At 29.1% G+C, this 20,944-nt stretch carries 16 protein-coding genes; 9 read left to right on the forward strand and 7 right to left on the reverse strand.

Annotated features, from left to right (window positions below):
- Window positions 1-166: 166 nt before the first annotated feature.
- A complete protein-coding gene (gene cas9, locus ACUV9F_RS07060; RefSeq protein ID WP_446183571.1) occupies window positions 167-3,574 on the reverse strand; it encodes a type II CRISPR RNA-guided endonuclease Cas9 in 3,408 nt (1,135 codons plus the stop codon).
- A gap of 180 nt (window positions 3,575-3,754) precedes the next feature.
- On the opposite strand from cas9, the gene ACUV9F_RS07065 reads away from it, so the two are divergent.
- The 4 genes from ACUV9F_RS07065 to ACUV9F_RS07080 all read left to right on the forward strand — a co-directional run bounded on the left by ACUV9F_RS07065 (window position 3,755) and on the right by ACUV9F_RS07080 (window position 9,862).
- Window positions 3,755-4,762, forward strand: coding sequence for a lipid II:glycine glycyltransferase FemX (locus tag ACUV9F_RS07065; RefSeq protein WP_446183572.1), 1,008 nt, complete (start codon window positions 3,755-3,757; stop codon window positions 4,760-4,762).
- A 130-nt stretch (window positions 4,763-4,892) separates the two neighbouring features.
- On the forward strand, window positions 4,893-5,159 hold the full coding sequence (locus tag ACUV9F_RS07070) for a hypothetical protein (RefSeq protein WP_446183573.1): 267 nt from the start codon (window positions 4,893-4,895) through the stop codon (window positions 5,157-5,159).
- A gap of 293 nt (window positions 5,160-5,452) precedes the next feature.
- The gene (locus tag ACUV9F_RS07075) at window positions 5,453-6,856 is read left to right on the forward strand and encodes a C69 family dipeptidase (RefSeq protein WP_446183574.1); all 1,404 of its coding nucleotides are present in this window, start codon (window positions 5,453-5,455) and stop codon (window positions 6,854-6,856) included.
- Window positions 6,857-6,943: 87 nt separating this feature from the next.
- Window positions 6,944-9,862, forward strand: coding sequence for an LTA synthase family protein (locus tag ACUV9F_RS07080; protein WP_446183575.1), 2,919 nt, complete (start codon window positions 6,944-6,946; stop codon window positions 9,860-9,862).
- 25 nt (window positions 9,863-9,887) lie between these two features.
- Here the strand turns inward: ACUV9F_RS07080 and ACUV9F_RS07085 are convergent, their stop codons facing one another.
- Window positions 9,888-11,795: a fructose-1,6-bisphosphatase gene (locus ACUV9F_RS07085; RefSeq protein ID WP_446184365.1), complete on the reverse strand. Its 1,908-nt coding sequence runs from the start codon at window positions 11,793-11,795 to the stop codon at window positions 9,888-9,890.
- A 113-nt stretch (window positions 11,796-11,908) separates the two neighbouring features.
- Here ACUV9F_RS07085 and ACUV9F_RS07090 point away from each other — a divergent pair, with 113 nt between their 5' ends.
- Window positions 11,909-12,784 carry an aldo/keto reductase gene (locus ACUV9F_RS07090; RefSeq protein WP_446183576.1) on the forward strand — a complete coding sequence of 292 codons (876 nt, stop codon included), beginning with the start codon at window positions 11,909-11,911 and terminating at the stop codon, window positions 12,782-12,784.
- Between the two features lie 16 nt (window positions 12,785-12,800).
- Here the strand turns inward: ACUV9F_RS07090 and ACUV9F_RS07095 are convergent, their stop codons facing one another.
- The 4 genes from ACUV9F_RS07095 to ACUV9F_RS07110 all read right to left on the reverse strand — a co-directional run bounded on the left by ACUV9F_RS07095 (window position 12,801) and on the right by ACUV9F_RS07110 (window position 16,897).
- Window positions 12,801-14,093, reverse strand: a complete 1,293-nt coding sequence (locus ACUV9F_RS07095) for a nucleobase:cation symporter-2 family protein (RefSeq protein ID WP_446184366.1) — start codon at window positions 14,091-14,093, stop codon at window positions 12,801-12,803.
- A 181-nt stretch (window positions 14,094-14,274) separates the two neighbouring features.
- Window positions 14,275-15,249, reverse strand: coding sequence for a CHAP domain-containing protein (locus ACUV9F_RS07100; RefSeq protein ID WP_446183577.1), 975 nt, complete (start codon window positions 15,247-15,249; stop codon window positions 14,275-14,277).
- Window positions 15,250-15,404: 155 nt separating this feature from the next.
- A complete protein-coding gene (locus tag ACUV9F_RS07105; RefSeq protein ID WP_446183578.1) occupies window positions 15,405-15,968 on the reverse strand; it encodes a guanylate kinase in 564 nt (187 codons plus the stop codon).
- 65 nt (window positions 15,969-16,033) lie between these two features.
- Window positions 16,034-16,897, reverse strand: coding sequence for a zinc-ribbon domain-containing protein (locus ACUV9F_RS07110; RefSeq protein WP_446183579.1), 864 nt, complete (start codon window positions 16,895-16,897; stop codon window positions 16,034-16,036).
- 146 nt (window positions 16,898-17,043) lie between these two features.
- Between ACUV9F_RS07110 and ACUV9F_RS07115 the strand changes: the two genes are divergently transcribed.
- Complete coding sequence (locus ACUV9F_RS07115; RefSeq protein WP_446183580.1) at window positions 17,044-17,253, forward strand: DUF2187 domain-containing protein; 210 nt, start codon at window positions 17,044-17,046, stop codon at window positions 17,251-17,253.
- Window positions 17,254-17,276: 23 nt separating this feature from the next.
- Here ACUV9F_RS07115 and ACUV9F_RS07120 read toward each other — a convergent pair whose 3' ends face one another.
- Complete coding sequence (locus tag ACUV9F_RS07120; protein ID WP_446183581.1) at window positions 17,277-17,897, reverse strand: LVIS_2131 family protein; 621 nt, start codon at window positions 17,895-17,897, stop codon at window positions 17,277-17,279.
- Window positions 17,898-18,170: 273 nt separating this feature from the next.
- On the opposite strand from ACUV9F_RS07120, the gene nrdH reads away from it, so the two are divergent.
- The 3 genes from nrdH to nrdE are packed head-to-tail and all read left to right on the forward strand — an operon-like array spanning window position 18,171 to window position 20,930.
- The gene (gene nrdH / locus ACUV9F_RS07125; RefSeq protein ID WP_446183582.1) at window positions 18,171-18,401 is read left to right on the forward strand and encodes a glutaredoxin-like protein NrdH; all 231 of its coding nucleotides are present in this window, start codon (window positions 18,171-18,173) and stop codon (window positions 18,399-18,401) included.
- 2 nt (window positions 18,402-18,403) lie between these two features.
- Complete coding sequence (nrdI, locus tag ACUV9F_RS07130; protein ID WP_446183583.1) at window positions 18,404-18,778, forward strand: class Ib ribonucleoside-diphosphate reductase assembly flavoprotein NrdI; 375 nt, start codon at window positions 18,404-18,406, stop codon at window positions 18,776-18,778.
- Window positions 18,765-20,930, forward strand: coding sequence for a class 1b ribonucleoside-diphosphate reductase subunit alpha (nrdE, locus tag ACUV9F_RS07135; RefSeq protein ID WP_446183584.1), 2,166 nt, complete (start codon window positions 18,765-18,767; stop codon window positions 20,928-20,930). The genes nrdI and nrdE overlap by 14 nt, the downstream gene beginning before the upstream one ends.
- The last annotated feature ends 14 nt before the right edge of the window (window positions 20,931-20,944 follow it).

The raw sequence follows: 20,944 nt of genomic DNA on the forward strand, positions 1-20,944 counted from the left end.
GAAACCCCTTTCACAAAGTGTTATTAAAAAACCCACTCATCTAAAAAGATAAGTGGGAAATCCGGGATAAACCCTTATTTTTGTAGATTCTTAAAGATTTAGCAATAGTAAAACAATCTACTGTAGGGAGCTACCCTACACCTATTATTCTACTATTATTTTATAATTAGTCAATTATATCTTTAGGAAAATCTCCTTCTTTTTCTATATAGAATGGATTTCCTAAAACATCAGTATTAACTTTCCAAATTTTGCATCCTTTTGGTGCTAAACGTTTTATAATTTGTTTTTCAACTCTATTTTTCCCATAAATAGGCCATTCTTCTCTTAAATTAGCCTGCGAATCGATAGGTTTTAGCTCTACATATCCCTTATTGTTCGTCGATCTTGACCAATGGAGCATTTCGATCTGTTCTCCAAAGTCAATATTGAGTGCTTTAATTCTATCTTTTTTATACAAAGTAAACATAAATTCCGAATCCTTAGATATGCCTTCAGATTCTTTTATTGAATTATATTTCTCTCTATTAATTCCATAATTCCCTTTATCATAAAATTTTAAGTCTGCATATTTAATACCCATAATTTCATACTCATTTGTTTCATGATTGAAATATACATCTGTTCTCCAAGGGTTTAATGATTGTAAAACCACTTTTTTATTACGTGCATTATTAGGTGTTATGTCAACATGTGAGCCTAGTTTCTTATCGTAATATTTTAATTGCTTAACAAAAGGACCTTTTTCACTTTTCTTAATTAATCCGTGTTTTTGCTTATATAGTTCAAACGGACTAACTGAAACTGTCTTAACTTTTCCTGACTGATCTTGTGTTTCAACAGTATTAGGATATTCTTTATATATTTTTTCAATTTTTTCAAAAGTCTTTGGGTCAATTTTTGACATCAAAAACTTTTCGGGATCTTTTTCGTATACTTTTTTAAATTTCTCATACCCATCAACTGTATATATATCCTTAATTTTAGATATTACATAATCAGCTTCTTCCTTATCTTTTGATAGCTGAGTTTTTCTTGTTGAATATATAGTTTCGTCACTTATCTTTCTATTTATCTTTTTATCTACTTGATGTGAAAACTTAATTCTATCTTCTGAATTTTTAATATCATTAAAGAATCCTTTATAAGGTTCTTCATATAAACCATATTCAAATTCTTTTTTATCTAATATTTCTCCAGTTTCAACATCTACTACATTTTCTTTAACAGTAGTTGGAATAATTGATGAATTACTTTTCTTCCACACATTTAAAAACGGAGTTGAAGCGATAATTGACGCATCCACAGCATGGTGATGATAAGTATCTCTTGTCTTATTAATCTTCCATCTTGATCGTAAATTAGATGTGAATTTTCCTCTAACTACAGAAATTTTTGTTTCTTTTTGTTTTTGAGTGAAAAAATCTTGTAAATTATTTAAAACAACTCTTGATGCATAACTTGTATCAACCAAATTTCTTGCAATAAATCTTTTACGTACATCAATATCACTTACATTCTCATCAAATAAGTAGTTAGCACGTTTCCCAGGACCTATCTTACTATTTTTTAACACCATGGCTTTTAATTGTTCAAAACTTTGTCCATTTCCATTATTCATAGATTCGTAAGGTGTCATCTGTCCCTTTTCTTGGTTTTCAGACTTATAACATAATGTTTTATTGTTAAAACTGTCGTCAAAAGAGATTGACTGAGGAATAATATGGTCTATTTCAAAATTACCTGGATTGCTTATTATTTCATCAGCAGTAATTTTCTTTCCTGAATAGTAACTGTGCCCGTCTTGTTCATACCAAAGACGAATCATCATATTCATTTTTCCACGATATTCTTTTAATGCTTTATCAACTAAACTAGAACTATTGGCGTCATCATAAAATGCAACCATAGCAGCATCTTTTCTTTTTGCATTTTCTTTTTGTCTATCCGCTATATTCTTTTTTTCTTCATCAGCATTTTTATCACGAGGCATTTCCACAATTAAATACTCTATTGATCCGTATTTCTTCATTACCTCATTAACTATTTTTAGTGCTTCACGAACTGACTTAGCCACAACAGGATTAAATATTTCATTTGTTAATTTATTATAAGGTAAGTATTTATAACTACTAAAGTCCATTCCGTCATGTTTCAAAAGTCCTAAATTACTTAAAGCGGTCATTTGTTCTACAGGATTTTGTATCATTTCAGGAATTAGTTTATTCATTGTTTTAAGTGAAAAACGATGCCATTTTTTATTACTTGTAATATCAAAACTGGATTTATTATCAATAATAAATTGAATTAATTGATCATCCAAAAACTTAAACTCCGGAGTTAGTCTATTTTCTAATTGTTTTCTGATTTCTCCATTTTCTGTATTTAAAGTAAGTATAAAACTTAATTTATCCCAAAATTCAATTGGCCATTTTGTCACATCAATATCATTTTTAAAAAATAGTTTATGAACTTTTCTATAAATATTCATTGAATGAATGTCAGGCTTGTCAGTCTTAGGATCTTTTCGATATCCTTTAATATCATCCTCTTCACAATTGGCAATTTTTTTAATCAGTTTAATCATTTGAACTGTTTTTGTAGTCGTTTTTAGCTCTTCAATAATTTTTTCTTTTTCATCAGTTGTTAACTTACCATCTTCATGATTGGCAATTGTAAGGTTATTCAAATCATTTAAAACATTGAATACTTGAGCTGTATATGATGCTCCTGATGCTCTTAATTGATCAGGAAAAACTTTGTCATGTCCGATTAATTCTTCAAATAAATTATCTAAAGTTTTACCATCTTCTCTATAAATTCCATAATTAGTTCTGGATTTTTCACTACCAGGACCTACAAAATAATCACGTTTTCTAGTTAAGATTTCTAAATATTTTTCTTCAAACTCTTCTGTTATAACTTCAGGATAATATTTCCTTTGTGTCTCTATAATTTTCTTTGCTTCTGAAACAAAAGCTTTAGTTGGAAAAACATTTAATAAATTATCTTCATTCTCACTATCAGTTACAATTCCCCTGACTTTATGCAGGTTCTCTAACCTACTTAATTGTATCTCTGCTGGATATTTTTCCTTAAGTTCTATATTGTTTTTTTGCAAACTACTAGAATAATCATTTCCCCCAAAGTCGGCATCTGCATCACGTAAATCAAAACTAATTCCGCGCCTTTTTACAATATGGTAAAGAGCTTTAGCAATTTCTTTTTTTGTTAATTTTTCATTTAATCCTCTAACGCGTAATTCGTACGGATTCAAAGAATTATTATATTCTTTGTAGTATTCATATCTTTTATCAGTTCTATCATATTTATCATTTTTTGTTATAAGTCCAACATCTTCAAAAAGTCTGGTAACATCTCTTCTTCTTTGTTGCTTTCTATTAGTTAATCTTCTTGTTCCACGTCTATCTCTTCTTGTTTGGTTTTCTGCGGATACGGAAGCGTTAAATAATCTAACCCCTAGTTCTAATATTTTCCCTTTGTCAGCATCAATTACTGAAAACCCCACAGAGCTAACTCCAATATCTAATCCTAAACTTATATTTTTAGTCATGATATATTCTATACTCCTTGTTTAATTTATAGTTTTATTTTCACAGTACTATTACATATAATCAATAGTTTTTTAACATGAAATTTATATAATCTAATAAATTTATTAAGCTAAATTTCACCACTTTCTTCCTATGTTATAATAATCAGTAATAATTTTTATTAAAGATGGAGATTTGATATGCCAATTGTTGATTTAAATAATAATGAAGAATTAAAAAAATACGAAGAATTTGTTAGAAATGCTCCATACACATCTGTAACACAAGATGTTGGTTGGTCACATGTAAAAAATAACTGGGAACCTATGTACGTTTATCTCGAAAAAGATGGTGAAATAACTGCTGCCATGTCTATTTTGATGATTAAAAATCAAACTGGGAAAAAATTTGCATATTGTTCAAAGGGACCTGTTTGTGATCCTAGTGATGTTGATACTATTGATGCTTTAGTTCAAGAAGGTCTAGAAGAATTAAAAGCTCAAGATGTTTTCTTACTACGTTTTGATCCTGAAATTCCTTTTTCAGAAGAGCTAGACGCTAAGTTCCAAGAGCATGGCTACATTACACGTAATCGCAACATGACAAAAGCCCATGATACAATTCAACCTCTTTATAATATTGTTGTTGACGTTGCTGACAAAAATATAGATGAAGTAATGGCAAACATGACTGGTAAAACAAGAACCAAAATTAGAAAATCTATGAAAAGTGGCGTAGAAGTGACATCATCAGATGATATGTCAGATATTGAAGACTTTTACACTGCGTATAAAACAATGAGTGATATTCATGGCATTACTTATCGCCCCATTGAATATTTCCAAAGAATGGTCGAAGTATTTCATGGTACAGGAATAATGAAAATCTTTATTGCCAGGTATGAAGGTAAGCTTCAAGCATCTGCAATGGCGTTTAATTATGGAGATAAGGTTTGGCATATGTATGGCGGCTCTATGCGTGTGCAAAACAGTCTAATGATTCCATATTTCTTACAACATGAAATGATAGAATGGTCTACTGAAACAGGTAAAAAGCGCTATGATATGGGTGGTGTTTGGGGCCTTGATAATGATGATGGTTTATATAGATTTAAACATCCCTTTGCACCACATCAAGATGTTGTTGAATATATTGGTGAAATAGATTATGTTTTAGATAAAGACGCTTATAGTGAATTTACTAAATAAATAAAAGTTGAATTAGTTAAAAACTAATTCAACTTTTTTAATCTATTATTTTTATTAAAAATTATTGTAAAATTGCTCTTATTATATTTTTTATATATAATTAACAAAAATATATTATTATGAGGTTATTATGAAAAAATACATACCACTAATTATTTCATTTTTAAGTTGGGTAGTACTACTTATAGTAGATACTCTTATTGAAATTCAGGATAATTCTTTTGCTGATAGATTGAATAATGTTTTTTCAGGTATTGGATTTAATAAAGTAACTTTGATGGGAATAAATATAAATACCTTAGATAACACATATAGTGTCGGTATTCACTTCTTTATCATTTTATTATTTTTCTTACTGATTGGATTATTTTTCTCTACAAAAACTAGCAAAAATTAAAAAAGTTATGGCTAATAACCATAACTTTTTTTAAAGGGGAATTTATCTATATACGAATATATTCATTCGCAAATATCGGGGGGAAATAGTTATACCTTTCAAATATTAGAAATATTTTAATTAAAGATATAACTATATTATAGTTACTAAAATCACAATGTCAACACTTTTATTATATTTAATTAATAACAATTATAACTTTTGTCAAAAAATAATTAAATGTGCTATTTCCTTAAAAAATCATAAATTAGAGTTATACTAACATTAAATACTTATTAATAAAGGAGCTAATAATGAATAAAAAAATTCAAGGTTCATGTACTACTATTTTAGTTGGTAAGAAAGCATCAATCGATGGTTCTACAATCATTTCAAGAAATGACGATGGTCATGAAGCTCTTGATCCTCAACGTTTTGTTGTTGTAACTCCAGATAAACAACCAAAAAACTATAAAGCTGTTATTAGTGGAGTAGAAATAAATCTTCCAGATAATCCATTACGTTACACTTCTATGCCTAATTCAATTTTAACTAATGGTATCTGGCCTGCAGCAGGTATTAACAGTGAAAACATTGCTATGTCTGCTACTGAAACCATCACTACAAATTCACGTATTATGGGAGTAGATCCTTATGTAGAGAACGGTATTGGTGAAGAAGATATAGTAACATTAGTACTACCATACATTCATAGCGCTAAAGAAGGTGTTGAGCGTTTAGGATCATTGCTTGAAGAATTTGGAACTTACGAACCTAACGGTATTGCTTTTTCTGATAAAGAAGAAGTTTGGTGGTTAGAGACTATTGGTGGGCATCATTGGGCCGCTATTCGTATTCCAGATGATGCTTATGTTGTTGCTCCAAACCGCATGAATATCGATGATTTTGACTTTGACTCAGACGATACTCTATGTTCAAAGGATTTAAAAGATTTAATTGAAAAATATAATTTAAATCCAGATATGCAAGGATATAATCTACGTCATATTTTTGGTAGTTCAACTATTAAGGATACTGTTTATAACAACCCAAGAACTTGGTATGGTCAAAAATATTTTAATCCTGAAATGGATACAGATCCAATGGATCATGACCAACCATTTATTTGTAGAGCTGACTTCAAAATTTCTATTGAAGATGTGAAATTTGTTTTAAGTTCTCATTTTGAAAATACTGAATTTGATCCTTACGGTTATGGTACTGAAGATGAAAAAACATTATTCCGCCCAATCGGAATTAATAGGAATCATAATGTTCATATCCTACAGATCAGAAACAATGTTCCTGAAGAAATCTCAGGTATTCATTGGTTAGCATATGGTGCTAATACTTTTAATTCTGTTGTTCCTTTCTACGCCAATGTAGAAGATACTCCTGAAAGCTATAAAAATGCAACTGGTACTTTTGATATGAATAATATGTACTGGCTAAGTTGTACAACTGCTCTACTTGGAGACACTAACTACGACTTTTATGTCGATATGAGAAATACATTTGAGCTTGAAGCAATGAGTACTTATCGTAATATTCAAAATACAACTGATGAAGAATTTATCAAGAACCCCGATATTTCTTTATTATCAAAGGCGAATAAACAATTAGCTGATGAATCTTTCAAACGTCAAACAAAACTTCTTGGTGAAATGGTTATTTCTGGATCAGAACATATGAAATTAAGATATAACTTGAATGATTAAACAAAAACCGATTCTTAGGAATCGGTTTTTTTATTTACTTTTAACTATGATAAAATAATTTCATTATTTTATTTTTACGAGGTAAATATGAAAAGAAAAAAAATCCCCAGCCTTCCCCTAATAATCGCAGGAATTTTATTAATTCTAAATCAATTACTAAACATTCCTTCCATAACTAAAACTGATCACAGTGACTATATCATATATACAATCATTAAAGGAATAAGTATATTAGGAATGAATTTAATTCCTTTATATCTAGGTTTTAATTATATTTATTTTAAAAAAACTATTCACAAAGTCAGTAAGTATATTATCATTTATTTTTCAGTAGCTTTATTAACAAATATTGTTAATTTTTTTCTTTGTGAAAATAATACTTTAAAATACTTCTGGACAACTCTGTTTCCGATTAGCCAAAATTCATATCCTTATGGTTTATCGATTATTTTAATATTCATAAGTATGCCGATTATTATTAACTTTTTGCAAAAAATTTCAAATCATCAACTAAAACAAATATTACTTATTTCTACTTATTTATTTGTTATTGCTCCGACATTATTTGGAAAAGATATCTGGTCGATTCAAGCAGGAGGAATGATACTATTTAACACTTACTTAGTTCTTTTAGGTTACTCAATCAATAGATTAAAGTTCATAAATACAAACCTAATTCTTACAAAGTCATTCATATCCATTTCTGTTTATTCCTTATCTACTTTTTTAATGTTTCTCATATCAAAAAATACTCATAATGACTTAAGTACAATAAATAGATTTAATGTTTCAAACTCTTTTTTTGCAGTCTATGCGTCAATATATCTATTCATATTGTTAAATAAAAAATTAAAATTATCATCTGATTTTACTTCTAATTTTTTAATTATATCCACACTAATAACTATGCTTCCTTCAAATATCAATCAAATTAATAATATTTTTAGTGAAAATTCAAATGATAATATATGGTTACTTTGCTTTCGGATATTTTTAACTCTAATAATTATTTCACTTATTTTGACAACTATCTTTACGTGGCTTGAACATACAGCTTTGTTTACATCAATTAACCAAAAGCTACAATTTAATTCAATAGATGATTTTTTTATTAACGTATCAAAATTTAAACAAATACTCTTAAAAAATAAAAGACTTCTTATAGTAATGGCATCTTTTTATGTGATAACTCTAATTCAAATGGGTTTAGTCGCACTTGCAGCAAATCACGGTACTATTTTTGAATTATTCTTAAACTATCAAGCTGCTATTTTTTTATCTACTTTCATACTTACTGCATTCTTTTTGCTGATGTATTTACTAACCAATAGATTTTGGTACGTATATGGCTTTATTTTTATAATTGAACTTTTATTAACAATTTCAACTTTTTTAAAAATACAACTTCGACATGAACCTGTTCTTCCAACTGACATGAGTGCACTAAAGAGCGCGAATGATATTTTAAATATGATAGATCCAATAATTATAATTTTAGGTATTATAATTATGGTTATTTTTGTAATTTTTACATTTACTTTGCAATTAAAATATCAAAAGAAGTATCAAATTAAACTTAACTTTAAAAAAAGAATTATTTCTATTGTTTTACTAACTACAAGTCTTTTTGGATTGTTATTTATCAATCATGCCCAATCAGTACCATCAAAAGTTTTCGACTTATTCAATATTCAAAAGAAATTTTTCAATCAAGAAAATGGTGCTCGAATTAATGGTCCCTTCCTACAATTCATTAATAATTTAGATGTTTCAGTAATGAAAAAACCTTCAGGTTATTCTAAGAAAAATATTCATAAAATAATGAATAAATATGATGTCCGCGCTGCATCTATCAACAAAACCAGAAAAGAATGGCAAAAAAATCAGACTTTTATTTTTGTGTTGAGCGAAAGCTTTAGCGATCCAAGTAGAGTTCCCAATTTAAAGTTGGATAATACTCCAATTTCAAATATCTTAAATGCCAAGAAACTCAATTCATCTGGTTTAATGTTATCTTCTGGATATGGTGGTGGAACTGCTAATATGGAATGGCAATCTCTTACAGGACTTGATTTAAGTGCGCTATCACCCACATTACCCACACCTTACAGTCAACTAGTAGATAACATAAATTACAGTCCTAACATAACAAACCTATTTGATGAAAAAATTGCAATACATCCTTACAATGCTAGCCTTTACAATCGCAAAGATGTTTTTAAAGACTTCGGATTTCAACACTTCTATCATCAAGGTAGTACTGATAAATTGAAATATACTGATAAAATTCCAGCAAGTCCTTATATCTCAGATGAATCAGCATATAAAGAAACTGAAAGATTAATTTCTAGCAACAATAGCAAATCACAGTTTATTCAATTATCCACCATGCAAAATCATTTACCCTTTGACAAAAAAAGTTACAGTAAAACGATTAATATCTCAGGATCAGCAATTGGCAATAATAAAGATGCAATAGATAATTATATTCAAAGAATTCAATATACAGACACTGCTACTAAGTCTTTTCTAGATTATCTTGATAGTCTTGATCGTCCAATTACTTTAGTCTGGTATGGAGATCATCTCCCAGGAATTTATTCTGGTGACTCAATGTCAAAATATGCAGTTTCCTTGCATCAAACGGATTATTTTATTTTTAATAATAAATCAGCAAAAAATAACATTAGATTCAATAAATTAATTTCACCTTATTCTTTTTCTTCATTGGCACTAAAACAAGCAAATATTAAAGTAACTCCTTATTATGCAATGTTGACTGATATAACCGAATCCTTGCCTGCTTCAATGAATGATCCTTATACAACAGTAAAAAACACTTATAACGGAGCTCAAGTTTTTATAAACGATAAGAACAAAATCATAAAATATTCTCAACTTTCTAAGAACCAAAAGCAATTACTAAAGGATTACAAATTAATTCAATATGATATTGTTTCCGGAAAACAGTACTCTGCTAAATGGGCAATGCAAAAAAGTTACTAAAAAAGACTTCTTTTCGAAGTCTTTTTTAGTAGTCTTGCAAAATTTTTTTCAATTCACTTATTTCTTCTTTAATTGATCTTCCTATATCTGTATCTGCTACTTTCATTCTATGATCAACTTTTTCAATAACTTTTTTAGTAGACACAATATCTGTCATATTTTTTATAGCTTGATCACGATTTGTAAAAGGTTCATGCGTCACAAGCTGAAACCCATAAGAATTAGAAAGTAAAGTATATCCTCCAATACCAGTTGTTTTTTGGTATGGTTTTGACATACCACCATCAATTACAAACATTTTTTTGTTTGCCATTATTGGAGAATGTCCTTTTTTTACAGGCGTATGTCCATTTATAACATGTCCATTTTTACTATCTAAGTCAAACTCTTGTAAAATCTTTTCTACGAACCATTCTTCATGCCGTAATTTATAATAAGAATTTTTGTTCTCTTTATGCGTACTTTTATCATCAATAAAATACCGTTCAAAAGTTTTCATAGCTTGTTTTCCAAATAATGGTGATAAAGAACCCGTCCACAAATACCACATTAAATCGGTAGCCATATCATTAACGCATTGAGGATTTTCATAACTATTTCTTAAATTATCTTCTAAAAATTCGAATAATTTTTTTCCTGAATAATTTTTCCCATTAAATTCTAATTTTTCAAAATCCCCATTTAAATCAACAGGCACACATCCATGTAATAATAAATTTCCATTGTGTTTTAAATACATAGATCCCTTAGAAACAAGAAAATCCATATGTTTTCTTAACTTGCTTGAAGATATAAACGAATTAACAAGACCATCAACTATTTCTTGTTCCTCTTGAGTTAATTTATAAGGGTCGTTGGGATCTACAGTTTGAAAACATCCATTATTAATAGAGTAAGTGTTACCTTGAATCTCTATTTCACTAAATTTCTTATTCATCTTTTCTAGCATTTTTCTATTATCCATTTTAAACTCAGGACGACGCCTTATTGCTCTTCCCTCTAATTTAAATTGAATAATAGATATTGCTTGTTGAATTTTATTTGTTTGATTAAGTTCTTCTTTTGTAACTTCTTGTCCTTTATCAATTTTAGGTTCGAATGCAGGATTTAATTGATAATTCTTATCGGCGAACATAGATAAATGCCTTAGATTAATACCGTAACTATCCTCCAAAATTGATAAATTACTGTATCTAGCACTAATTCTAATTAAATTACAAATACACAATGGAGATCCAGAAGCACCACCAATCCATAAGATATCATGATTTCCCCATTGAATATCAACATTTTTAAGCTTCATTAATTTTTCAACAATAAAATCAGGATGTGGACCACGATCATATATATCACCAATTACATGCAATCTATCAACCACAAGTTTTTGAATTGTATGACAAGTCTCAATAATAAATTGGTCAGAAATCTCTAAATCAATTAGATTTTCAATTATTTGATGGTAATATTCATCTTTGTTAACATCATTTTCATTTGTATATAATAATTCTTCTGTTATGTATATAAAATCTTTATTCATTGCTTTTCTAACTTTTGACCTAGTATACTTTCTACTTACCACCTTTAATAATTCAATGACAAAATAAAAATTTTCTTCATACCATCTTCTAATATTTTTATTATTCTTTTGTTGTCTTGATATCATCTCACTTGGGTAATAAACTAAAAATGATAATTCCTTTTGTTGAACTTCACTTAACTCCTTCTTAAATCTTTCACTGATTTTTTGAGCGATATTTCCTGAACCATTTCTAAAAATATGCGCAAAAGCATCATATTCTCCATGAATATCACTAACAAATTCTTCTGTACTTTTTGGTAAATTTAAAATAGCAGACAAATTAATTATTTCAGTTTTAATATCATTTTTATTTGGAAAATATTCGTGTATAACTTTTGTTGTGATTTTATCCATAATTGTATATACCAATTCCTAATTTCCTTATTATTTACAACAATAATAACACATTTATATCTATACCAAATAGTCAAATGATATTATAATTAACCTATCGGAGGTCAAGAACTATGGACTTAAATACAAAAATTACTTTAAATAATGGCATTGAAATTCCCGTTTTAGGATTAGGAGTTTGGAAAACTAGTAATAAAGATGCAACTAATTCAGTAAAATTAGCTGTAAAAAATGGATACAGATTAATTGATACTGCCAAACAATACGGTAATGAAGCTGGTGTTGGACAAGGTATTACAGAAGCGTTGAAAGAAAACAATTTAAAAAGAGAAGATATTTTTTTAACTACAAAAGTTTTTAACGGTGATCAAGGCTACAATTCCACATTAGATAGTATTAATGAACAACTTAAAAGATTGCAGACTAGTTACATTGACTTACTTTTGATACATTGGCCTGTTTTTGATAAATATTTAGAAACCTATCGAGCTTTAGAAGAATTATATAAGCAAGGAAAAATAAGAGCAATCGGTGTTTCTAATTTTGATATTGAAAAATTAACAACAATTTTAAATAATTTCAAAACAGTCCCTGTAATAAATCAAATGGAATTTCACCCACATTGTCAGGAAAAAGATATACTAAAATTCTGTTTAAATCATAACATTCAATTAGAAGCATGGTCCCCTCTTGGCGGTGGAGATCTTTTGAAAGATTCAGTTATTAATAACCTTGCAAAAAAATATCATAAAACACCCGCTCAAATAATATTAAGATGGGATATTCAAAAACGAGTTTTACCTATTCCTAAATCTATACACGAAAAAAGAATAATTGAAAATTCTAATATTTTTGATTTTGAATTAGCAAATGAGGATATGAATAATATTAATAACTTGGATCAAAATAATCGCTCTCTTTGGTATGAAGATTTCTATTGGAGTGGTAACAAAAGAGGATTTAAAGATTCAATTGCGAATATAAAATAAAAGCAGTCTAATAATTTTAGGCTGCTTTTTTTGACATAATTTCATTTAAAAATAGATTTAAAATAATAGCTGTAAAACTACCAACTACCAATCCATTATTAAGTATTGTTTGAACTGTTGTTGGTAAGAATTGTAGCAAAGTCGGCTGAACAGTAACACCAATTCCCATTCCGATTGATATACCAATTATTAACAAGTTATTACTCGTCATTTTAACATTACTTAACATTTTTATACCTTCAGCTCCGACAATTCCGAACATAACAAGCATCGCTCCTCCAAGAACTGACGTTGGTATAAGCGTTGCTATTGCACCAAATTTAGGAATTAAGCCAAGAATCATTAACATTATAGCAGAGTAGAATACAGGAATTACATTCTTAATCCCAGATAATTCGACTACTCCTACATTTTGAGAAAAAGTTGAATAAGGAAAAGTATTAAATATACCACCAAAAATTGCGGCAAGTCCTTCTGACCTATAGCCTTTTTTTAAGTCATATTCACTTAATTCTTGATGAGTAATTTCTGATAATGCAAAAAAAACACCAGTAGATTCAATCATACATGTTAATGCTGCAAGAAGCATTATTAAAACAGATGACCATTCAAATTTAGGAGTAGAAAAATAAAATGGTTGCGGAATTTGGAACCAATGAGCCGAGCCTACAGTGCTCAACCCAATTTTACCCATTGCCAAAGCAACCAAACTCATAACCACAATTCCAATTAAAATAGATACTTGTTTTAAAAATCCACGTCCAAATATATTAATCAATATAATAATTAAAGTTGTGCTAAAACCAAGTAACAAATTAGTTGGACTTCCAAAATTCTTAGCTTCAATATTTCCTCCACCAATATTTTGAAAAGCAACTGGAATCAAAGTAAATCCTATCAACGTAATTAGTGACCCAGTTACAATTGTTGGAAAAAATCTTTTAAGTTTAGAAAAAATTCCGGCAATTAGAAAAATACAAATTCCAGTTATAATAATTGCACCATACATATATGCAATGCCATGATTTTTACCTATATTCTGTAAAGGTGTAACGTACTCTACTGCAGACCCTAAAACAACAGGTAATCCAATTCCTGTTAAAGGAGTTCTTTTTAACTGAAGTAGTGTTGCCACTCCACACATAAAAATATCTACCGATATCAAATAAGTCATTTGCTTAGAATTAAATCCTAATGAAGCCCCAACCAAAAGTGGAATTAATATGTCACCTGAATACATTGCCAATAAATGTTGAAAACCTAGAATTGCATTTTTTATTACAGATACATTTTTACTTCTTACTTCCATTATTTCTCCAATCATCCGTGTATTTAAAATTAGTATACCTATATTATCACTAATACGACTAATCAACAACCAATCTATGAACATTTGTTATAAAACCCTTTTAAAATGTTCGAGTTTTTTATAGAAATTAAAAAGGACAACCCATTTGAGTTGTCCTTTAAGTAATGATTACTACTTATCTTTATCTGTGAATAAATTGTACGCCGGCGATTGAAACTGTACGTACGTGATATGATTGTCCAGCAAAGTTTGCTTCAGAAATAGTAACTGTACCATTTCCATTTACTGATTCAACATATGCAACGTGTCCATATGCACTTGCGTATGCAACACCAGGTGCAAATACGGCAACTGATCCAACTTCAGGTGTACCATTTACTAGGAATCCAGCAGCACGAGCTGAGTTTGCCCAGTTAGCTGCATTTCCCCAATAATTACCTACCCATGAAGCACGGTTCTTAACGTACCATGTACATTGTCCTGCTGGATATGTGTTTGCACCATTATATGCAGGATGGCTAGGAGCACTTGTTGCAGGAGCAGCTGGTTGTGCATTGTTAGATTGTGTATTATTTGCTGCAGGGGCAGCTGGTTGTGCTTGTTGTGTGTTAGCTGCTGGTGCAGCAGGAGCTGGTTGTGCAGATGTTCCATTTGTTGATACAAATTCAGCTGGAACCCATCCATTATCTAATTGATACCAAACTGAACCATTTACAGTTTTTGTACTCTTAACGTCTTTTGTTTGACCGTTGAATACATAATTACCTGTTGCAACACCTGAGTTAGCATCTGTCCACAATGTAACAGCACCGTTAGCATAATTGATTGTTACTTTTTGTGAAGAAGCTTGTGTTTGTTCTGTTGTAGCTTGTTGACCATTTGTTGAAATGTATTTTGCAGAAACCCAGTTATCGTTTCCCAAGTTGTACCATTTTTCACCAAAAACTTGTTTTTGTGAAGAAATAGAAACTTTTTGTCCTTGACCTAAGTATGATTTAACTTTTTGTCCTTTATCAGTACTTGACCAAACTGTTGTAGCACCCTTTGTATAACTTACTACACCTTCAGTTGCAGCTGATACTTCATTAGCAGCAACACTTAAAAGTGCAACCCCAGATAAACCGATAATACTTTTCTTTAAAATATTTTTTTTCAATTTATTTCTCCCTAAAATAATTTATGTTTTTATAATTTTTATTTATATTAATTAACCTACGGTAAATAGAATACCATTATATTCATTTAAAACAATTAACAGTAAATTAATTTAATTTTACAGAAATGTTACAAAAACTTTTTTTACTATACTTTTTATTTATATATTTTAGACTTCAAATATTGAATCACTTCGGATTTCATTACGTCAAAATCATTATTTTTCACTTCAAAAATCCTGTTTTTAAGATATTCTGGAATTTTCATATCTCTTAAAAATTCCTCGCTTTTTATTCGTTGATCTATTTTTTGAGGACTATCCCCTCTTTTTTGTAATCTCTTTTTTATTTCTTCAAGAGAATCAACTTCAATATAAACTACTAATACATTTTGAGGGAACTTATCTAGATAGGTTGCTGCCCCTTTTGTTTCTACAACAATTGAAACAACATCATTTTTTTCCCATGCTCTTTTTAATCCTTCCTCAGAAGAACCATAACGATAACTTCCGTACTGTACATCTTCTAGTAGATGATTTTTAAAAAAAGAAGTTTCAGTCTCAAAATAATAGTCAACTCCATCTTTTTCATATTCGCGAGGTTGTCTAGTTGTATGTGTTATTACAGGTTGTATATTTAGTTCTTCTTTTAACACCTTTGCAAGCGATGATTTACCGGCACCGCTTGCACCAGTTATTACAATTAAATATTTGTTTTCCACTTTTTATTTCCTTAAATTTTATATTTAATTATATTATCACTTTTAAAAGAAAATAAAAAAGCTGATTAATCAGCTTTTTTTACTCTTGATGAATATATTGTCATTACAAATGTTGAAATAATAATAACAAAGAACATTACTCCTGGAGTTAATCCTAAATTATATCCTACTAATTTTAATTTCGACGTTTCGTAGTATATAAAGATCAATGCTCCAGTATAGACTATAAAAGAAATAAAACTTAACAATGTTCTTAAAAATCTTCCTCCTAAAAATGTTAAAACAATTACTAAGATAGGAATTAACACTAATATATAAAAGGCAATTAGTAACACACCCTGTATATCAATTTGAACTCCAAATGCATTTGATAACTTGGTTGCCACCCCACCTAAATTAAGTGCATCATATAAACTTAAAGGCGTACTTGTATTATAATTTGTGGTTTGTGCATCTATTCTAATAAAATTCCCCACAAAACTTGATGCGATAGTGACTAATGTACTAATAAGTAAAATAACTAAATTAGAAGGCTTGGAAAATTTTATTTTTCTACCAGTCACTTCTTCATTAGCAGTAGCAGAATTTTTGTTCTTCCTACTATTATTTAAATTACGTAATTTCTTCTCAATTTTTTCTTGATTTCCATTAATTGCGGTAGCTCGCAAGTAATAAATTAGAATTATCAAAGCAAGAAATATTCCACCAAAAAGAATTTTCCACCAGAATAATAGACAATCAATTAATATTAATAACGTTAATAAAACAAAATTATTTTTTGCGTAATTTAGAAATACATTATTCTCATTTTCATTAGCAATATTATGTTGTGTTCTTTTTCTTGCTTCTTGATTAATTAATTGAAATCCACAATTAGGACAGAATTTTTGTCCTGGTTCTATTGGATGACTACAGTTTGGACATACCATGTTAATTTAATCTCCTTTAAATTAATTGTTATTATTATAAAGTTTTTTTCTCCTTTATGTATCAAAACCACAATAAATTGTAAATATCTTTAATATATAGTAGTATATTGTTACTGTTTTTACTCAAAATATAGGAAGTGTTAATTATGAAAATTGAAGACTTAAAAGTTGATGATTTTGTTAAAGGTAAAGTTGACGAAGACATGGATCATCCATTTGTAGGAAAAGTTGAAAAAATCTATGAACATTCTGCATTATTAGAAATTGTCAGCAATGATCCAGCAGATGATCAAAATGTTGCTGAATTAAATAATAAAATCGTAGTAAATATAGAAAAACTAAAACCTAGTAAATAAAAAGCGACTCAATGAGTCGCTTTTTATTTTTCAATTACAAAATTTTCAGCTGGAACTTTAATAATTCTAAATTCATCAGCTTTTTTACCTGCATGCATGCCCAATCCATTAATAAAAGTATTTTTATATCTACTTGTAATTTTTGCTACAAAAGCTCCTTGGTTTTCTTTATCAGCTTTTATCAAAGCTTCCTTATTCCATGGATAGTTATCAATTGTATTTTTTAAATTTTTAGTTTCACTAACGATAAATGCATTTTTACTAGAAACTTTATATTTTGCACTTTTTTCCCAATATGTGTATTCATCTGTAGATGTTTTTTCATTAGTTTCTTTTTTTACATAAAATCCAATGTCACCATTTGTTTGAATTACCAATGGTTCATATTTATAAGTTATGCTAACTTTACTATTATCATTTATGTTTGCATGATTTAAAAAAGTTGTTGAATTCATAAAACCAAATCCAACAATTAAAATCAAAACCTCAACAAAGTCAATAGTTGTACCTAATATAGAAAATTTCTTTTTCTCAACAACTATCATCTTTAAGTGTCTACGTCTTATATCGTGAATAGTAAATACAAACCAAATTATTAGTATAATCCAAGCTGCTATTCCAACTAAATTCCAACTTAAACTCATAAATATCTCCTCTTAAAAACTTATAATAAATTTTAACATATTCCTTTAAATTTAGTTGAATACAATCTTCATAATTTAATCTTTTTCAATCAAGTAATGAAACTAACAATTTACAAAATTTAATATTTTTAGCAAATCCCTTATTATTATTGAATTAAAAGGACACACTATAATGTATTATAAAAAAAATAAAACACAATATATTGTGTTTTATTGTAGAAGCCGTATACTAATTATATAAATTTCAATTTAATATATTAGGAAGTGAGAGATATGGATAATATTGTTGTATATAGCAAAAATAACTGCATGCAATGTAAAATGACTAAGAGATATTTGACAGAGCATGATATTAATTTTCGAGAAATTAACGTAAGTAATGAACCTGAATATATCGATTACTTAAAAGGACTAGGCTATCAAAGCGTTCCCGTCGTAATGCCAAATGATAGTGATCCAATTGTTGGATTCAGACCAGATGCTTTAAAGGACCTCGTTGATTAAGTATGCCAAACATTGCTTATTATTCAGTGACTGGACAAACTAGACGGTTTATTAAAAAAACCGGATTACAAGCATACGAAATAAACGATGCCGATCCTTTTTACGAAATGGGTCGGCCTTTTATTTTAGTAGTACCTTCATACGACGATGAAATGATGGACTCTGTAATAGATTTTCTTGGATACAAATCAAACAGGAAATATATTAAAGGTGTGGTTGGTAGTGGCAATAGAAATTTCAATGAACTATTCAATCATACCGGAAGAGATATTGCTAAGGGATTAAAAATTCCTGTATTATATGAATATGAATTTAACGGAACTGACCGAGATGTAGAAGAATTTAAGAAAGTAGTGAATACAATTGGGGCTAAATAATCTAGATGTTAAAAATGTTTCATATTTTGAGTTAAATAACGAAATTAATCGTCCAGTAAACGGTAAAATCCCTTTAAATAAGGACAAAGACGCTATTAAAGCTTTTTTTGAAGAAAACGTCAAACCAAATACTAAAAAATTCTCTTCTTTTGATGAACATATAAACTACCTATTAGAAAATGACTATATTGAAAAGGAAATTGTAGACCAATACAATATGTCTTTTATGGAAGATTTATACAATCATTTAAAAGAGCAAAATTTTGAGTTTAAATCATTTATGGCTGCTTATAAATTATACAACCAATATATTTTAAAAACTGATGATAAAGAGTATTACCTAGAAGATTACGAAATGCGTATATTATTCAATGCTCTTATGTATGCAAATGGTGACGAAAACCAAGCAAGAATAATATCTGATGAAATGATTTCGCAGCGTTATCAACCTGCTACTCCAACTTTTTTAAATGCTGGTAGAAAACGTAGAGGTGAATTTGTTTCTTGTTTCTTAATCCAAATTACCGATGACATGAATAGTATCGGCAGAGGCATAAATAGTGCTTTACAGCTCTCTCGTATTGGCGGAGGCGTGGGAATTACATTATCAAATCTTCGCGAAGCCGGTTCATCTATCAAAGGTATCAAAGGTGCTTCAAGTGGCGTATTGCCTGTTATGAAGCTTTTAGAAGACAGTTTTAGTTACAGTAACCAACTCGGTCAAAGACAAGGAGCTGGAGCTGTTTATTTAAACGTCTTTCATCCAGATATCATTTCGTTTTTATCTGCAAAAAAAGAAAACGCTGATGAAAAAATTCGTGTTAAAACTTTGTCTTTAGGTGTTATTGTTCCTGATAAGTATTACGAATTAATCAGAGAAGATAAAGAAATGTATCTATTTAGCCCATATGATGTTGAAAGAATATATGGAGAGCCTTTTTCATATGTTGATATAACTGCTGAATATGACAACATGGTTGCTAATGACGAAATTAAAAAGTATAAAATTAATGCTCGTGAATTAGAAAATGAAATTAGTAAGTTACAACAAGAATCGGGCTATCCTTATATTTTGAATATAGACACTGTAAACCGTGCCAATCCTATTGATGGAAAAATCATCATGAGTAACTTATGTTCTGAAATCCAACAAGTACAAATTCCATCATTTCTTAATGATGCTCAGGAATATGAACAACTTGGAACTGATGTAAGTTGTAATCTTGGATCAACTAATATTTTAAATATGATGCAAAGTCCTAATTTTGGAAAATCTGTTGCCGCTATGACACGCGCTTTAACGTATGTTTCCGACGCTTCAAACATTGCAGCTGTACCTTCGATTAAACATGGTAATGAATTGAGTCATTCAATTGGCCTTGGTGCCATTGGTCTTCATACATATCTAGCTAAGAATCATATTAAATATGGTTCAGAAGAATCAATTGAATTTATTGGAACATATTTCTTATTATTAAACTATTGGACTCTTGTTGAAAGTAATAATATAGCAAAAGAACGCAATGAATCTTTTTATAATTTCGACAAATCAAAATATGCGGATGGGACTTATTTTGATACTTATATATCAAAAAGCTTCTCACCTAAATTAAAAAGAGTTAAAGAATTATTTGATGGAATTTTCATTCCTGAACCAAAAGATTGGGAAGAACTTAAATCAAAAGTTCAAAAATATGGTCTATATAACCAAAACCGTCTTGCAGTAGCTCCTACAGGATCAATATCTTACATTAACAATACAAGTGCTAGTCTGCAGCCAATTACAAGGTTAGTTGAAGAAAGACAAGAAAAGAAAAATGGTAAATTATATTTCCCAGCACCATTTTTGGATAATGAAACTATTAAGTACTATAAGTCAGCCTACGATACAGATATGCGTAAAGTAATTGATATTTATGCTTCTGCTCAACAACATATTGACCAAGGCATGAGTTTGACATTATTTATCAGATCAACAATTCCTGAAGGCCTTTATGAATGGAAAACTGATGAAAAACAATCTACTAGAGATCTTAACATTTTAAGAAACTACGCCTTTTATAAGGGAATAAAATCATTATATTATGTACGTACCTTTACAGACGATGACAATGAAGTAGGTAGTAATGACTGTGAAAGTTGCATTATTTAATTAAAAGGAGAATT

The sequence above is a fragment of the Daquilactobacillus linshuiensis genome, from assembly GCF_052828685.1.

Excerpts from the sequence above, each read along its gene's own strand:
- cas9 (WP_446183571.1), bottom strand. The coding sequence starts at position 3,574 with ATGACTAAAAATATAAGTTTAGGATTAGATATTGGAGTTAGCTCTGTG.
- ACUV9F_RS07065 (WP_446183572.1), top strand. The coding sequence starts at position 3,755 with ATGCCAATTGTTGATTTAAATAATAATGAAGAATTAAAAAAATACGAA.
- ACUV9F_RS07070 (WP_446183573.1), top strand. The coding sequence starts at position 4,893 with ATGAAAAAATACATACCACTAATTATTTCATTTTTAAGTTGGGTAGTA.
- ACUV9F_RS07075 (WP_446183574.1), top strand. The coding sequence starts at position 5,453 with ATGAATAAAAAAATTCAAGGTTCATGTACTACTATTTTAGTTGGTAAG.
- ACUV9F_RS07080 (WP_446183575.1), top strand. The coding sequence starts at position 6,944 with ATGAAAAGAAAAAAAATCCCCAGCCTTCCCCTAATAATCGCAGGAATT.
- ACUV9F_RS07085 (WP_446184365.1), bottom strand. The coding sequence starts at position 11,795 with ATGGATAAAATCACAACAAAAGTTATACACGAATATTTTCCAAATAAA.
- ACUV9F_RS07090 (WP_446183576.1), top strand. The coding sequence starts at position 11,909 with ATGGACTTAAATACAAAAATTACTTTAAATAATGGCATTGAAATTCCC.
- ACUV9F_RS07095 (WP_446184366.1), bottom strand. The coding sequence starts at position 14,093 with ATGGAAGTAAGAAGTAAAAATGTATCTGTAATAAAAAATGCAATTCTA.
- ACUV9F_RS07110 (WP_446183579.1), bottom strand. The coding sequence starts at position 16,897 with ATGGTATGTCCAAACTGTAGTCATCCAATAGAACCAGGACAAAAATTC.
- ACUV9F_RS07115 (WP_446183580.1), top strand. The coding sequence starts at position 17,044 with ATGAAAATTGAAGACTTAAAAGTTGATGATTTTGTTAAAGGTAAAGTT.
- ACUV9F_RS07120 (WP_446183581.1), bottom strand. The coding sequence starts at position 17,897 with ATGAGTTTAAGTTGGAATTTAGTTGGAATAGCAGCTTGGATTATACTA.
- nrdH (WP_446183582.1), top strand. The coding sequence starts at position 18,171 with ATGGATAATATTGTTGTATATAGCAAAAATAACTGCATGCAATGTAAA.
- nrdI (WP_446183583.1), top strand. The coding sequence starts at position 18,404 with ATGCCAAACATTGCTTATTATTCAGTGACTGGACAAACTAGACGGTTT.